The organism is Virgisporangium aliadipatigenens (genome assembly GCF_016863615.1).
In the GTDB taxonomy this organism is placed as follows: domain Bacteria; phylum Actinomycetota; class Actinomycetes; order Mycobacteriales; family Micromonosporaceae; genus Virgisporangium; species Virgisporangium aliadipatigenens.
In genome coordinates this window covers 164,379-179,382 of sequence record NZ_BOPF01000013.1, presented here as the reverse complement: position 1 = coordinate 179,382, position 15,004 = coordinate 164,379, and the positions used below count along the sequence as shown (strand labels likewise).

Annotated in this window: 12 protein-coding genes; 5 read left to right on the top strand and 7 right to left on the bottom strand. The window is 73.7% G+C overall.

Annotated features, from left to right (window positions below; translation table 11 throughout):
* Positions 1-128 precede the first annotated feature (128 nt).
* Together Val02_RS19555 and Val02_RS19550 are read left to right on the top strand one after the other, a co-directional pair.
* On the top strand, positions 129-620 hold the full coding sequence (locus Val02_RS19555) for a DUF3145 domain-containing protein (RefSeq protein ID WP_203900556.1): 492 nt from the start codon (positions 129-131) through the stop codon (positions 618-620).
* A 72-nt stretch (positions 621-692) separates the two neighbouring features.
* Positions 693-2,363 carry a glycoside hydrolase family 3 protein gene (locus tag Val02_RS19550; RefSeq protein WP_239153195.1) on the top strand — a complete coding sequence of 557 codons (1,671 nt, stop codon included), beginning with the start codon at positions 693-695 and terminating at the stop codon, positions 2,361-2,363.
* Positions 2,364-2,369: 6 nt separating this feature from the next.
* Here Val02_RS19550 and Val02_RS19545 read toward each other — a convergent pair whose 3' ends face one another.
* From Val02_RS19545 to Val02_RS19520, 6 genes are all read right to left on the bottom strand, one after another.
* Positions 2,370-3,785, bottom strand: coding sequence for an acyl-CoA carboxylase subunit beta (locus Val02_RS19545; RefSeq protein WP_203900554.1), 1,416 nt, complete (start codon positions 3,783-3,785; stop codon positions 2,370-2,372).
* Positions 3,786-3,903: 118 nt separating this feature from the next.
* Positions 3,904-5,124 carry a beta-ketoacyl-ACP synthase II gene (gene fabF / locus Val02_RS19540; RefSeq protein ID WP_203900553.1) on the bottom strand — a complete coding sequence of 407 codons (1,221 nt, stop codon included), beginning with the start codon at positions 5,122-5,124 and terminating at the stop codon, positions 3,904-3,906.
* Complete coding sequence (locus Val02_RS19535) at positions 5,121-5,366, bottom strand: acyl carrier protein (protein ID WP_203900552.1); 246 nt, start codon at positions 5,364-5,366, stop codon at positions 5,121-5,123. Before Val02_RS19535 ends, fabF begins: the two co-directional genes overlap by 4 nt.
* Positions 5,367-5,400: 34 nt before the next feature.
* Positions 5,401-6,336 (bottom strand): beta-ketoacyl-ACP synthase III, encoded by a 936-nt coding sequence (locus tag Val02_RS19530; RefSeq protein WP_203900551.1) that lies wholly within the window; start codon positions 6,334-6,336, stop codon positions 5,401-5,403.
* Complete coding sequence (locus tag Val02_RS19525; protein ID WP_203900550.1) at positions 6,337-7,497, bottom strand: acyltransferase domain-containing protein; 1,161 nt, start codon at positions 7,495-7,497, stop codon at positions 6,337-6,339.
* A gap of 89 nt (positions 7,498-7,586) precedes the next feature.
* Positions 7,587-8,777 carry a PucR family transcriptional regulator gene (locus tag Val02_RS19520; protein ID WP_203900549.1) on the bottom strand — a complete coding sequence of 397 codons (1,191 nt, stop codon included), beginning with the start codon at positions 8,775-8,777 and terminating at the stop codon, positions 7,587-7,589.
* Between the two features lie 83 nt (positions 8,778-8,860).
* Here Val02_RS19520 and Val02_RS19515 point away from each other — a divergent pair, with 83 nt between their 5' ends.
* From Val02_RS19515 to Val02_RS19505, 3 genes are read left to right on the top strand one after another with little or no spacing between them, the layout of a single operon-like run.
* Entirely contained in the window at positions 8,861-10,180 is a 1,320-nt protein-coding gene (locus tag Val02_RS19515; RefSeq protein WP_203900548.1) for an HNH endonuclease signature motif containing protein, read from the top strand.
* 40 nt (positions 10,181-10,220) lie between these two features.
* Positions 10,221-10,913: a hypothetical protein gene (locus Val02_RS19510; protein WP_203900547.1), complete on the top strand. Its 693-nt coding sequence runs from the start codon at positions 10,221-10,223 to the stop codon at positions 10,911-10,913.
* Between the two features lie 31 nt (positions 10,914-10,944).
* Positions 10,945-12,249, top strand: coding sequence for a TIGR04013 family B12-binding domain/radical SAM domain-containing protein (locus tag Val02_RS19505; protein WP_203900546.1), 1,305 nt, complete (start codon positions 10,945-10,947; stop codon positions 12,247-12,249).
* Between the two features lie 63 nt (positions 12,250-12,312).
* Here the strand turns inward: Val02_RS19505 and Val02_RS19500 are convergent, their stop codons facing one another.
* The gene (locus tag Val02_RS19500) at positions 12,313-14,982 is read right to left on the bottom strand and encodes an AfsR/SARP family transcriptional regulator (RefSeq protein WP_203900545.1); all 2,670 of its coding nucleotides are present in this window, start codon (positions 14,980-14,982) and stop codon (positions 12,313-12,315) included.
* Positions 14,983-15,004 lie beyond the last annotated feature (22 nt).

The following is a 15,004-nucleotide window of genomic DNA, read 5'->3' as shown; positions in this document are numbered from 1 at the left end:
ACCGCGGATCTTTGCGGTCCATCAATTAAATAGGCACCACCAATTGAAGAGCACAGGGGCACGGGCGAGCACCGCCGCGCCGAGGTCGTAGGGGAAGACGCACCTCGGTCACTCGGGAGGTCCGCATCGTGCGCACGCGTGGCGTTGTTTACGTCCACTCGACCCCACTCGCCGTGTGCCCGCACGTCGAGTGGGCTCTGGCGCGTGTTCTTGGCGCGCCTGTCCGACTGGAGTGGACGCTCCAGCCGGTCGAAAGCGGTGCCCGGCGTGCCGAGTACGTCTGGACGGGTAAGCCCGGGACCGGCGCCGACCTCGCGGGCGCACTGCGCCAGTGGCCGATGCTCCGGTTCGAGGTTACCGAGGAGCCCAGCGACGGCTGCGACGGCGAACGCATCATGCACGTTCCCAACCGCGGCCTCTTCCGCGCCACGGCCAGCGCCAACGGCGACATCATGATCGACGAGAACAGGCTGCGCGCCCTGGTGGCCGCCTCCCGCGGCTACGAGGCCCTCGCCCACAGCCTCGAGCAGGAACTGGGCACCGCCTGGGACGTCGAACTGGAGCCGTACCGGCACGCCGCCGACGGAATGCCCGTTCCGCTGCTCACCAGGGTGGGCTAGGTCTCCGATTAGCATCCGTCGACCCCGTCTGGTTATGTGGCGGGGGTGCGACGGGTGGTGGGTTTCGTGACGATGCTGGCTGCGGTGGCGACACTGGGCGCGGCGTGCGGCTCCGACGGGTCCGGCGGCCGTCCGGCGGCGGGCGCCTCGGCGCCGTCCTCGCAGGCACCGGCCGCCGCCCCGACCGCCGGTGCCGACCCGGCCGCGCAGGCCGCCGCCGCGATCGCGAAGTTCGGCGACGAGGACCTGGTGGGTCAGGTGCTCATGCCGTACGCCTACGGCAGCGACGCCAACACCGTGCCGGACGCCGCCAAGGCGGAGAACCGCGCCTACGCCGGGGTCGCCACGCCGGCCGAGATGGTGAAGAAGTACCGGCTCGGCGGGCTGATCCTGATGGGCTGGACCGTCAACGACCCCACCTCCAGCACCAACAAGTCGTCCAATGTGGACTCGCCGCAGCAGATCTTCACGCTCACCAAGGGGCTCAACGAGGCCGCCGGCGGCGCGCTGCCGCTGCTGATCGGGACCGACCAGGAGTACGGCGTGGTGACCCGCATCAGAAGCGGCGTGGTGCAGCTGCCGAGCGCGATGGCGTTCGGGGCGGCGCGCAAGCCGGAGCTGACCGAGGCCGCGTGGAAGGCCGCCGGCGGCAATCTCGCCGCGCTCGGCATCAACGTCGACTTCGCGCCCGACGCGGACGTTCTCGGCGCCCGCAGCGCCGTCATCGGCAGCCGCTCGTACGGCAACAACCCGGACGTCGTCGCCGAACAGGTGGTCGCCTCCACCAAGGGCCTCCAGGGCGCCGGCGTCGCCGCCTCGCTGAAGCACTTCCCCGGACACGGCAACACCAGCGGCGACAGCCACGAGGTGCTGCCCGCCCTCACCCAGGACATGGCCGCCCTGCAGAACGTCGACCTGAAGCCGTTCGACGCGGGGATCAAGGCCGGTGTGGCGATGGTGATGACGGGTCACCTCGACGTGAAGGCGGTCGACCCGGGCGTCGCGGCGACGTTCTCCTCGAAGGTTCTCGTCGATCTGCTGCGCACCAGGATGGGCTTCACCGGCGTGGCGGTCACCGACGCAATGAACATGGAGCCCGCCAAGAAGTACTCCCCGGGCGAGGCGGCCGTGAAGGCGCTGCTGGCCGGCAACGACCTGCTGCTCATGCCGCCCAACCTGCAGCAGGCCCACAAGGGACTGCTCGACGCGCTCAAGTCCGGCGCCCTCCCGCGCGAACGCCTCAAGGAGGCCGCGACCCGCGTGCTCACGCTGCGGTACAAGCTCGCCGCGCACAGCCGGCCCGACATGTCCACATTGGACAGCGCCGCGGACAGGGCGGCGGCGCAGGCCGTGGCGGCCGCCGGCATCACCGTCTACAAGGGACAGTGCACCGTCTCCGCGTCGACCGGCGTCACCATCGTCGCCGACGCCAAGTGGGCCCAGTCGCGCCAGTGGCTCACCGAGGCGCTCGCCGCCCAGGGGATCCCGGTGAAGGAGTCCGGCGGCAAGAGGGTGCGCCTGATCGGCTACGGCGAGGGTTCCTCGGCGGTGGGGCCGGCCGACATCACCGTCGCGATGGACACGCCGTTCGTCCTGCAGAACGCGCAGGGGGCGCTGGTCGCGACGTTCTCGGGCGGGCAGGCGTCGATGATCGGGCTGGCCGCCGTGCTGGCCGGAAAGCAGAAGCCGACAGGCCAGGCACCCGTTCCGGTGACCGGCCTGTCGGCCAAGACGTCCTGCTAGTACTGGTTAGAGCGGGATGTTGCCGTGCGCGCCGCGCGCGGCCGGTGCGCCCGCCAGCGCCTCGGCGATCCGCCGCCGGGTGTCGGACGGCTCGACGACCTCGTCGACCACGCCGATCTCCAGCGCCCGGTTGACGCCACCGGCGACGCGGATCTGCTCCTCGATCAGTTCCGCGCGCTTGGCGTCCCGCTCGGCGGCCGGGGTCGCGGCGAGCGTCTTGCGGTGCAGGATGTTCACCGCCGCGGGAGCACCCATCACGGCGATCTCCACGTTCGGCCAGGCGAACACGGCCGTGGCGCCGAGCGAGCGGGAGTTCATCGCGATGTACGCGCCACCGAACGCCTTGCGCGTCACCAGCGTCACCCGCGGCACGACCGCCTCCGCGAACGCGTGCAGCAGCTTCGCGCCGCGGCGCACCACGCCGTCCCACTCCTGGCCGAGGCCGGGCAGGTAGCCGGGCACGTCCACGAGCACGATCAGCGGAACGCCGAGCGAGTCGCACATCCGCACGAACCGCGCGGCCTTCTCGGCGCTGGAGGCGTCGAGGCAGCCGCCGAGGCGCATCGGGTTGTTGGCGATCACGCCGACCGTGCGCCCGGCGAAGCGGCCGAGGGTCGTGACGACGTTCGGGGCCCACTTGGCGTGCAGCTCCACACCCGGCTCGTCGAGCAGGCCCTTGATGAGCGGCTTGACGTCGTAGGCGCGGTTGGTCTGCTCCGGCAGCAGGGCACCGAGGTCGGTGGTCTGCGCGGCGTCGGCCGGGGAGATGCGCCCCTGGCGGCCGAGCAGGGCGGCGACCTGACGGGCCTTCTCGAGCGCGCCCGCCTCGTCCTTGGTGGTGACGTGCACGACGCCGGAACGCCGGCCGTGCGGCTCGGGGCCGCCGAGGCGTTCCATGTCGACCTGCTCGCCGGTGACGCTGCGGACGACCTCGGGTCCGGTGACGAAGATCCGGCCCTGGTCGCTCATGATCACGATGTCGGTGAGCGCCGGTCCGTAGGCCGCACCACCGGCCGCCGGACCGAGCACCACCGAGATCTGCGGTACCCGACCCGACGCCCGGACCATGGCCGCGAAGACCTGACCCACCGCGTCCAGCGCCGTGACGCCCTCGTTGAGCCGGGCGCCGCCGCAGTGCCACAGCCCGACGACCGGCACCCGCTCCCGCACGGCGGCGTCGATGGCGTCGACGATGTGCCGGCACCCCTCCACGCCCATGGCGCCGCCCATCTTGGTGGCGTCCGTGCAGTAGGCGATGACCGGCGTGCCGTCGATCTCGCCGCGGCCGGCCAGCACGCCCGAGGTGTCCGCCGCGGCGAGCAGGCGCAGGGTTCCGGCGTCGAAGAGGTTCCGCAGCCGGACCTGCGGATCGCGGAAGTCGGGCGCCTCGGTCTGGGCACCGGCGGGAGTGGTCAGGGTCATCACTGCCTCCGAACGAACGATCGGGTCGGGCACGCTCACGGCGCCGGCTCGCTTTGCGCCCCGGCGCCGCGAGACGCGGGCGCACTGTGTTTCATGGTTCGCTCCCGCATGCGTCCGCTCACGCCCGGGCGAAGATGAGGGCCGCGTTGTGGCCCCCGAATCCGAACGAGTTGTTGAGCGCCGCCTGGAGCTCCACGTGCCGCGCCTTGTGCGCCGCGACGTCGAGATCGAGGGCGTCGTCCGGGTCGTCGAGGTTGATGGTCGGCGGGATCACGCCGTGGTGCAGGGCGAGGATCGTGGCGATCGACTCCACCGCGCCGGCCGCGCCGAGCAGGTGCCCGGTCATCGACTTGGTCGAGGTGAGCACGGCCTGCTCACCGATCGCGTGGTGCAGCGCCTTGATCTCGGCCATGTCGCCGACCGGGGTCGACGTGGCGTGCGCGTTGACGTGACCGATGTCCGAACTGGCGAAGCCCGAGTCGCGCAGCGCCGCCTTGATCGCGCGCACGGCCCCGACGCCGTCGGGGTGCGGCTGCACGATGTCGAACCCGTCGGAGGTCATCCCGGCGCCGGCCAGGCGGGCATAGATCTTCGCGCCGCGCGCCTTCGCGCTGTCGGCGCGTTCGAGCACGATGATCCCGGCGCCCTCGCCGAGCACGAAACCGTCGCGCGCCTTGTCCCACGGGCGGGACGCCTTCTCCGGTTCGTCGTTGCGGGTCGACATGGCCCGCATCGAGGAGAACCCGGCGATCGGCAGCGGGTGGATGACGGCCTCGGTACCGCCGGCCACCACCACGTCGGCGCGGCCGGAACGGATGATGTCCAGCGCCCAGGCGATCGCCTCGGCTCCGGTCGCGCACGCGCTGGTCGGCGCGTGCACCCCGGCCTGGGCGCCCAGTTCGAGCCCGACCCAGGCGGCGGGGCCGTTGGGCATCAGCATCGGGATGGTGTGCGGAGACACCCGGCGAGGGCCGCTGGCCTCCATGATGTCGTCCTGCGCGAGGAGCGTGGTCGCCCCTCCTATTCCGCTGCCGACCACGACGGCCAGCCGTTCCTTCTCGACGTCCGGCTCGCCCGCGTCCCGCCACGCGGCCCAGGCGGCGATGATCGCCATCTGCTCCGAACGGTCGAGCCGGCGGGTCTTCACCCGCTCGATGTGGTTGGTCGGGTCGTCGGCCAGCTGTGCGGCGATGCGGACCGGAAGGGGCGCCGCCCATTCCTGCTCCAGCACGCCGACGCCGGACTTGCCTGCGACAAGCGCCTCCCAGGTCGACGCGACGTCCCCACCGAGGGGGGTCGTCGCGCCGAGCCCGGTGACGACTACGTCAACTCCGCTCATGCCGCATTTTTCTGGATGTACGACACGGCGTCGCCCACGGTCTTGAGGTTCTGCACCTCGTCGTCCGGGATCTTGACGTCGAACTTCTCCTCGGCGGCCACCACGACCTCCACCATCGACAGCGAGTCGACGTCGAGGTCCTCAGTGAACGACTTCTCCTCGGCGACGTCGTCCGGGTTCACGCCGGCGACCTCCTCCAGGATCTCGGCGAGACCGGTGACGATTTCGGAACGGTCCTTCATGTGGTGCTCTCCTTCGACGAAATGGACGGGTCGTTCACGGGCAGCGGACTACCTGCCCGGCATATGTGAGTCCACCGCCGAAGCCGAACAGCAGGACGGGTGCGCCCGAGGGCACCTCATGCCGTTCGACCAGCTTGGACAGGGCGAGCGGCACGCTGGCCGCCGAGGTGTTGCCGGACTCGACGAGATCCTTCGCGACGACGGCGTTCTCGGACAGGCCGAGGCGTTTCGCGATGGCGTCGACGATGCGCGTGTTGGCCTGGTGCGGCACGAACGCGGCGAGTTCCTCCGGGGCGACGCCGGCCTTCTCGCAGGCCAGCCGGGCGTGCTGCGCGACGGCGGTGGTGGCCCAGCGGAAGACCGCCTGCCCCTCCTGCTTGACCGACGGCTGCCAGCCCTCGATGCGGATCATCTCGCCCTTCTCAGGGGCGGAGCCCCACACGACGGGGCCGATCGCCGCCTCGTCGGAGTGCGTCACGACGGCCGCGCCGGCGCCGTCCGCGAAGATGATCGAGACCGTGCGGTCCTGCCAGTCGATGACGTCCGACAGCTTCTCCGCGCCGATGACGATGGCGTTGCGGGCCGCGCCCGCGCTGATCGCGTGATCCGCGTTGGCCAGCGCGTAGGAGAACCCGGAGCAGGCCGTGTTGAGGTCGTACGCGGCCGGGGTGGGTACCCCGAGGCGGCGCGCCACGCGGGTGGCCATGTTGGGGCAGCGGTCCTCGGCGCTGCACGTCGCCACGATCACCAGGTCGATGTCGGCGGCGTTCAGGCCGGAGGCGGCGAGCGCCTTCTCCGCGGCGTACGTCGCCATGTCGGCCACGCCCTCGCCCTCGGAGATGCGGCGGCTGACGATGCCGACCCGGTCCCGGATCCACTCGTCGTTGGTCTCGACCATGCCGGCGAGGTCGTGGTTGGTGACGATGCGCGCCGGCTGGTAGTGGCCGAGTGCCGCGATACGAGAACCCATTTAGAGCGCGCCTCCGATGCGTGCGAGCGGCTGGCCGGGGGCCACGGGGTCGTCCTTGCTGGCCAGCCACTCGGCGAGGGTGCCCGCGCCGTGCGCGGTGACCTCGACCGGTCCCTGGCGGGACACGACGGCGCCGATGACCTGGCCGTCGCGCAGTTCGTGGCCCTCGTCGAGGCCCTCGGCGGGCTCGAAGGTGCCGGCCGCCCCGGAGACCACGACCCGGAACTCCGGGTGCGGCTCGTGGGTCGGCTGTGCCCCGTGCCGGGCGATGACGTCGCGGGCCTTGTCGAGATCGTCGGGCGTGTTCACCGTGATGATCTCGATGCCCTTGACGCCCCGCTTGACGAGTCCGGCGAGGGTGCCGGCGGGCGGGAGTTCGATGACGGCGGTGACGCCCAGGTCGGCGAGGGTGGCCATCACGAGGTCCCAGCGCACGGGCGCGGTGACCTGGCGCACCAGCCGCCGGAGCACGGTCGGCCCGTGGTCGACGGCGTTGCCGTCCCGGTTGGAGAGCAGGATCTTGTGCGGCGCGGCGACGGTGATGCCGCCGGCGACGGTGCCGAGGGCCTGCTCCGCCGGCGCCATGAACGGCGTGTGGAACGCCCCGGCCACGCTCAGCGGAATGATCTTCGCGCGGGTCGGCGGCTCGGCCTTGAGCTTCTCCAGCGCGTCCAGCGCACCGGCGGCGACGATCTGGCCGGCGCCGTTGCGGTTGGCCGCGTGCAGCCCGAACGCCTCGATCGCGGCCAGCACCTCGGTCTCGTCGCCACCGAGGATCGCCGACATGCCGGTCGGCTCGAGCGCGCAGGCGGCGGCCATCTCGCGGCCGCGCACCCCGGCGAGGGTCACGGCGGTGTCGGGGCTCAGCACGCCCGCGAACGCCGCGGCGGCCAACTCGCCGACGCTGTGCCCGGCGGCGACGGTGACGTCGTACATCGGCAGGTGTTCGGCGGCGAGCAGGGCGGCCGCGGTGAGCAGTGGCTGGGTGCGGGCGGTGTCGCGGATCTCCTCGGCGTCGGCCTCGGTGCCCAGGTGCACGAGGTCGACGCTGGCGAGCGCGGACCACCAGCGCAAGCGGGCCTCCGCGCCGGGCAGCGCGAGCCACGGGGTGAGGAATCCGGGCTTCTGGGCTCCCTGGCCGGGGGCGAGAACGGCTAGCACGATCTCAGCCTGACCGATGTCACCCGTTCGGTCGGGTAGCGCCGGGCACCAAACCGCATCGTGATCTTTGTAGGAACCCTACAAAGAATTTAGCTGGATGCAATGACCGGTGTGGCGGAAGGGTCCAATCGGCCAATTGTGAGTGCGATACGTAACGCGAACGCGTCACGTGGTGTCAGCGGCGTCAGCCCGGTGATCTCGCCGACCCGCCGCAGCCGGTACCGCACGGTGTTCGGATGCACGAACAGCCCGCGGGCGGCACCCTCCAGCACCCCGCCGGCGGCGAAGAACGCGTCGAGCGTCTCCAGCAGCTCGCCCCCGGAACGCGCCAGCGCCCCGTACACGTCCTGTCGGAGGATGCGCCGCGCCTCGCCGTCGCCGGCCAGCGCGCGTTCCGGCAGAAGATCCGCGGCAGCGACCGGACGCGGCGCGGCGGGCCACGCGGGGGCCGCCCGGTAGCCGGCGAGGGCCGCCCGGGCCGACTCCGCCGCCTCGTCGAGGCTCGGCACCGAGGGCCCCACCACGACCGGCCCCTCGCCGAAGCCCACAAGCAGCTTCTCCGTCGCCGCGAACGGGTCCGTCACGCCGCCCAGCACCACCACGAGCCGGTCGCCGTGCACGCCGCCGAGGATCTCCAGCCCCAGCCGCCGCGCGATCCGGTACACCGTGTGCAGGATGGCCGAGGCCTCGCCCCCGGGCGAACGCCCCACCGTCACCGACACCGGCGACGGGTCGGCCCAGCCCAGCGCGGCCGCCCGGCTGGCCAGCACGTCGGAGGAGTCCCCCCGCAGAAGAGCGTCCACCAGCAGGGCCTGCAGCCGGGCGTCCCACGCGCCCCGCGTCTCGGCCGCCCGCGCGTACACCCGCGCCGCCGCGAACGCCACCTCCCGGCTGAACGTCAGCACCGCCTCGCGGATCGCCACCTCCTCGCCCTTGGCGGCGAGCCGGTGCACCTGCTCCTCGGAGACCTCGATGGTGATGCGGATCAGCTGCACGGTCTGCTGCAGGTTGATCGAACGCGCCAGCGCCCGCGGCGCCGCGTCGAAGACCTCGTCGGAGACCTCCTGCGTGCCGGTGCCGGTGTCGCGGCGGCGCAGCCACTCGACGAGCCCGCGCACGCCGGTCTGGGCGACGAGCATGACCCACGCCCGCTGGTCGGCGGGCAGTTCCCGGAACCAGGGCAGCGTCTCGTCCATCCGCGCCACGCTGGCGGTCGCGAGGGCGCCGGCGGCGCGTTCGATCGCGCGGATGCTCGCCTCTAACGGAACGGGTTCGGTCATTGCGACCCACCCTTTCACGGTCGGCCGTCGATGGCATACACGACGGGGTGGCGTCGCCCTCCCGGGAACGCTAGTTTTCGTACATGCGTACGAACGGGCTCGCCGAGGCGGTCGCCGACCTCGATGCGGAGGACCTGGCCGGATGCGGCGATCGCGAGCTGGGCGAGGACATCCGCCGGCTGTGGGCGTTGGCGTGCCGCGTGCAGGCGCAGCTCGCCCGGCGGGTCGCGGAGTTCGACGAGCGGGCCGCGGCGGGGCGGGACGGTGCGCGTTCCACGCGGGACTGGTTGCGGCACCGGCTGCGCCTCGACGGGACGGACGCGGGACGGCTGGCCGCCGTGGCCGGCGCGCTGCGGGAGCACCCGGCGGCCGCGGAGGCGTTCGGGCGCGGCGAGATCTCCGCGGAGCACGTCGCCGCGATCGACGACGCGACGTGGCTGCTCGGCGGGGGCCCGACCGCGCGGGCCGCCGCCGGCGCGCTGCTCGACCGGGCCCGCCGCGAGCCGCCCGGCCGGGTGCGCCGCTCCGCCCGCCGGCTGCGCGCGGGGGCGTCGCCGGTGAGCTCGTTGGTCGCGCTGAGACGTTCCCGCGAAGACAGATGGCTGGACGCGGCCCGGACCGTCGAGGGGGCGGTGACGCTGCGCGGACAACTCGACGCGGGCGACGGGGAGCTGCTGCTCACGGCGCTGTCGGCGCACCGGCCGGAGGCGGGGTCGGAGCGGTCGGCGGCCCAGCGCCGCGCCGACGCGCTGGCCGCCGTCTGCCGCACGGCCCTGCGGGCCGAGATCCATGCCGGGCCGGAGCGCGCCCGGGTCGTCGTGACCGTGCCCCTCGCGGTCCTCTCCGGTTCCGCTCTTTCCGATGAAACGGCGGGCCGTCCGGCCGGTCGACCGCGGAGCCGCGGCGGTGGCACACGCGAAGGCGTGGTCGCCGACGGGGCCGGCGCGGGGCCGGGCATCGGCTCCGCCGCGTGGGATCCGGGTCCCGCCGGGCCGGATCACGGCTGCGCCGAGCTGGGCTCGGGTGAGCCGGTGCCGGCCGAGACGGCGCGGCGGCTGGCGTGCGACGCGATGGTGGTGCCGGCGGTGCTCGGCGCGGCCGGGGAGGTGCTCGACGTCGGCGCGGAGACCGGCACGGTGCCGCAGGGCGTGCGCCGCGCGCTGGAGCTGCGCGACCGGGGCTGCGTCTTCCCCGGGTGCGACCGGCGGCCGGCCGAGTGCCTGGTGCACCACACCCGGCACTGGGCCACCGGCGGAACGTCCACAGTGGACAATCTGGTGCTGTTGTGCCCGTACCACCACGGTCTGGTGCACGAGGCGGGCTGGCGGGTCGACCGGGACCCGCGCACCGGTGCGGTATCGGCGCTGCGGCCGGACGGTATCCGCGTCGAGCCGTCCGATTGACGGATGTCGCTTCCTTCGGCCGTCGGTCCACAATGGCCGGATGTCGGAACGGGTGATCGACGGAACCTGGGAACCCGCCGGACCGGACCGGCCGCTGCCGACCCCGGGTGCCACGTGGCGTCCCGTCAGCCGGGCGCGCCGCTGGATCGGCCGGATCCTGTTCTGGAGCGGGCTGTTGCTGGCGGCCGGCGTCGTGCTCGCCCGGATCAACCCGGGGCGCTTCGTGGCGGTGGTCCACCTGGGGCTCGCGGAGCACCTCGAACACCTGCTGCTCCCGCTCGTCGCCGCGCTGCTGCTGATCAGCGCAGGCTCGGCGATCGGCGCCCGGCACCGCGCCGCCGTCAACGTCGGCACCGCGCTCCCGTTGGCGCTGACCGTGCTGCTGGTGGCGAGCTGGTTCCCGCTGTCGACGGCGCGGTCCAACTGGCCGCCGGACCGCGAGATCGGTGTGGTGGCCCGTTCCGGCGACGGCAGGTTCGCCATCGTCCGCTACCAGCACCGCGAACGCGTCGGCACCATCGTGTCGCTGCGGATCCGTTCCCTGGACGGCTGGCTCAGCCGGGAGTCCACGGCGTTCGTGATCTCGCCGGAGACCACCCAGCGGGTGTCCGCGAAGTTCCGCGAGTCGCGCTGGGTGGAGGTCGAACGGCCGGGTGAGCGGCTGGTGACGTACACCTTCGACCCGGACACGCTCGCGGTGCGCTGCCTCGCGACAAGGCGGGACGCCTGCTGACCTTCGGATCCACGGCTGGCAGGATGTCGGGATGGTCGACCTCGTCCTGATCCTGCGCTACCGCAAGGCGGTCACGTACGGGTTCCACGTGCTGCTCGGCGCCCTGGAGGAGCACGAGACCCGCACGTCCTACGAGGTCGTCTTCGCCGAGTCCGCTTCTTCGGCGACCGCCGCTGTGCGCGAGGCGCTGCCGCGGGCGAGGCGGGTGCTGGTGCTGTGGTCGTTCTACTCGCCGGACGCGGCCGCGCTCGCCGAGGAGGTCAACGCGATCAAGGCCGCCGCGCCGGGTGCGCTGCACGTCGCCGGCGGGGTGCACGCCAGCGCCGAACCGGTGCAGACCCTCGACGCCGGCTGGGACGTGGCGGCCGTCGGCGAGGGTGAGCCGACGCTGCTGCGGCTCGTCGACGCGGGCGGCGACCCGGTGGGCGTGCCCGGGCTGGCCTACCGCGACGACACCGGCGCCGTCGTGCGAACGGGCAAGCCGGAGCGGCTGCCGCTCGGGACGTTCCGCGGGTTCTCGCTGCGCTGGCAGAAGTACAACGCCATCGAGATCACCCGCGGCTGCGTGTACGCCTGCCGGTTCTGCGGGACGCCGTTCATGTTCTCCGCGCGGTTCCGGCACCGGCCGGTCGACGACGTGCGCTGGCACGTGGATCGGATGCGCGAACGCGGGCTGCGCGACGTGCGGTTCATCACGCCGACCGCGATGTCCTACGGCAGCGACGACGAGTCGCCAAACCTCGCGGCGGTGGAGGAACTTCTCGCGTCGTGCAAGGAGGGCATCGGGCCGGACGGGCGGGTCTTCTTCGGCTCGTTCCCCAGCGAGATCCGGCCGGAGCACGTGAGCGTCGAGGCGCTGCACCTGGTCCGGAAGTACTGCCACAACGACAACATCATCGTCGGGGCGCAGTCCGGTTCGCAGCGGGTGCTGGACGCCGCCAAGCGGGGCCACGGGGTCGAGGAGATCCGGCGCGCCGTGCGCCTCGGTGTGGCGGAGGGCTTCCGCATCAACGTCGACATGATCTTCGGGATGCCCGGCGAGTCGGCCGAGGAGGCGGCGGCGTCCCTGGGCCTGGCCCGCGAACTCGCCGACCTCGGCGCCCGCATCCACGCGCACACGTTCATGCCGCTGCCGGGCACCCCCTGGCGGGACGCGCCGCCCGGCGACGTCGACCCCGACATGATCACCGAGGTCGACCGGCTGTCCCAGCGGGGTGCGCTGTACGGGCACTGGCAGAAGCAGCGGGACCATGCGGCGCGGCTGGCCGACGCGGCGAAGGCGTACCCCCGCCCGGGCCGCAGCCGCACCCTGCTCAGGCTGGACCCGCCCACCTGAACGCGGCCGCTCAGCCGACCGACAGGAAGCGTTCCCACGCGCAGGGCACGACCACCGCCGCGATCATGGCACCGGCGGCAGGTTCCGGTGGCCGGAGTGCTCGAGGAACAGGGCGACGGTGTCGTCGAGGCTCAGCGGCTCCCCGGTCGGCTCGACCCCCTCGTACCAGCCCTCCGGCGTGCGCCCCCAGGCGTAGGTCTGCTCCAGGACCAGCCCGTGGCGCACCACCTGCCGGTGCACGGCGGCCCGCAGCTCCGCCACCGGCGCGCCGGTCGCCGCGAGCGCGATGACACCGTTGTGCAGCACCAGGACCGCCTGGACGATGTCCTCCTCGGCCCGGAACCCCGCGACCGCGCGGCACAGCAGCCCGATCGCCTCGTCCGCCGCGGCGGGTCCGCCCACGTCGAGGAGCAGTTGGGCGAGCATCAGCTCGCTGATGGCCGCGGACCAGCCGATGCCGTGGTCGAGCGCGACGCGGTTCGCCTCACGCATCTTCGCCGCCGCCTCGTCGGTCCGCCCGGCGAGGGCGAGGGCGCTGCCCCACATCAGCGTCGACTGGGCGATGAGCCAGCCGGCGCCGGTGGCGCGGCCGTGGCGGTGCGCCTCGGTGGCGGCGGCGAGTGCCGACTCCGGGTCGCCGGCGGGGAGGTGGGCCAGCGCCTCATAGAAGCGGAGCTCGCCGTAGAGCACCGGTTCGGCGGCCGGGTCGACCAGCCGCGCGGCGGCGTTGATCCGCGCGTGCGCGCCGGCCACCTCCCCGTCGGCGTAGCCGAGCACGGCGCGGGCGGCGCGGGCCAGCGCGATGTCGCCCGTGGGCGCGTCCGGGGCCGCCCGCAGGGCCGCGTCCAGCAGCCGCCGCCCCTCCGCGAGCAGGCCCGAGCGGGCCCAGTGCCAGAGCATGAGGCCGGCCGAACGGAGCGCCGCCGTGGGCGCGGCGTCGAGGTCGTGGCCGATCGCCGCGCGGATGTTCGGCAGCTCCCGGGTGATCGCACGGATCGCCGCGGCGGCATGCCGGCCGCGCAGCGCCGCCACCGACTCCGCCAGGAACGCGTGCACCCACGCCGCGTGCGCGGCCCGGCTCGCGGCCGGCGCCGGGTCGTTCTTGCGGCAGTACGCGCGGATCGTCTCAAGCATGCGGTACCGGGTCTGCGGGCCGTCGGTCTCGGCGACGACCAGCGAGTGCTCGACGAGAGTGGTGATCGCGTCCAGCGCGTCCGGCCCCTCGACCGCCGAGCGCGGGAACCCGCCCTCGAACGGCCACAGCCGCAGCAGCGCCGCGCGCACGGCCGGCGTCAACAGGCCCACGCTCCACGCGACGGCCGCCTCCAGCGCGGACCCGAGCACCTCGAACCGGTCGTCCAACCCCGCGGTGATCTCGTGCACGCCCAGCACCCGCGTGCGTGCGGCGGCGAGCTCGATGGCCAGCGGGATCCCGTCCAACGCGTCCGCCAGCGAACGCACCTCGCCCGCGTCCGGCGTCCACTGCGGACGAACGGCGCCGATCCGGTCGGCCAGCAGGGCGGCGGCGTCCACAGTGGACAGCGGCCCCAGCGGCAGCAGGTGTTCGCCGTCGACGCCCAACGGCACCCGGCTGGTCGCCAGGACACGCAGGTCCGGCACCCGGCCCAGCAGTTCGCGGGTGAACGCCGCCACGTGCCGCACGAGATGCTCGCAGTTGTCCAGGATCAGCAGCCCGTGGCGGCCGCGCAGCGCGGCGGCGACCGGCTCGAACGGCTCCCCGGCCCGCTCCGCGAGCCGCAGCGCGCCGGCGATCGCGGAGGGCAGCGCGGCGGGGTCGGTGACGTCGGCGAGGCGCACCAGCCAGGGCCCGTCGTGGTCCGTCCGCGTGGCGGCGTACTCGTTCACCAGACGCGTCTTGCCCATACCGAGCGTGCCGACGACGGTGACGAGCCGGCGGGTGGCGACCAGCTCGGACAGCAACGCGAGGTCGGCGTCGCGGCCGACGAAGGAGGAGAGCGGCCGCGTCGGTCGGGCCACCGGCCGCGGCGCCGGCGCCGCCAGCTCCCGCTCCAGCCGCGACAGCTCGGGTCCGGGGTCGACGCCAAGCTCCGCGGCGATCAGCTCGCGCGCCCGGCCGAGCGCGGCCACGGCCTCGGCGTGCCGCCCGGCCCGGTACAGGGCGATCGCGAGCAGTTCCCAACGCCGCTCGCGCAGCGGCGCCGCCCGGACCAGACCCTCCAGCGCGGCGATCGCGCCCACCTCGTCGCCTGCCGCGAGCCGCGCCGTGACGTGCTCCTCCTGGACCGTTTCGTGGAACTCCCGCAGCCGCGCCCGGGCCGCTGCCACGTCCACGTCGTCCGGCAGGTCCTGGTACGGCTCGCCGCGCCACAGCGCCAGCGCCTCCTCGAACGCAGTCACCGCCGCCGCGCCGGTGAGCGCCCGCGCCGTGGCGACCCGGGCCGCGAACCGCTCGACGTCGGTCGCACCGGGTTCGGCGGCGAGCCGGTAACCGGCCGGTGCGCGGGAGATCACGCTGCGGTCGCCGTCGGCCAGGGCCCGGCGCAGCCGCGAGACGTACACCTGCACCGCGGTCCCGGGCTCGGCCGGCGGGCTGTCCGCCCAGATCAGCTCCGCCAGGCGGTCGTCCGGGACGGGCCGCCGCTCGGCGACGACGAGCGCGGCCAGCAGCCGGCGCGGCAACGGTCCGCCGATGTCGACCGGGCCGTCCCCGAGCGACGCCTCGGTGGGTCCCAGCACGGCGAACGTTCGCACCCGCAGGATTCAAGCGGCGCTG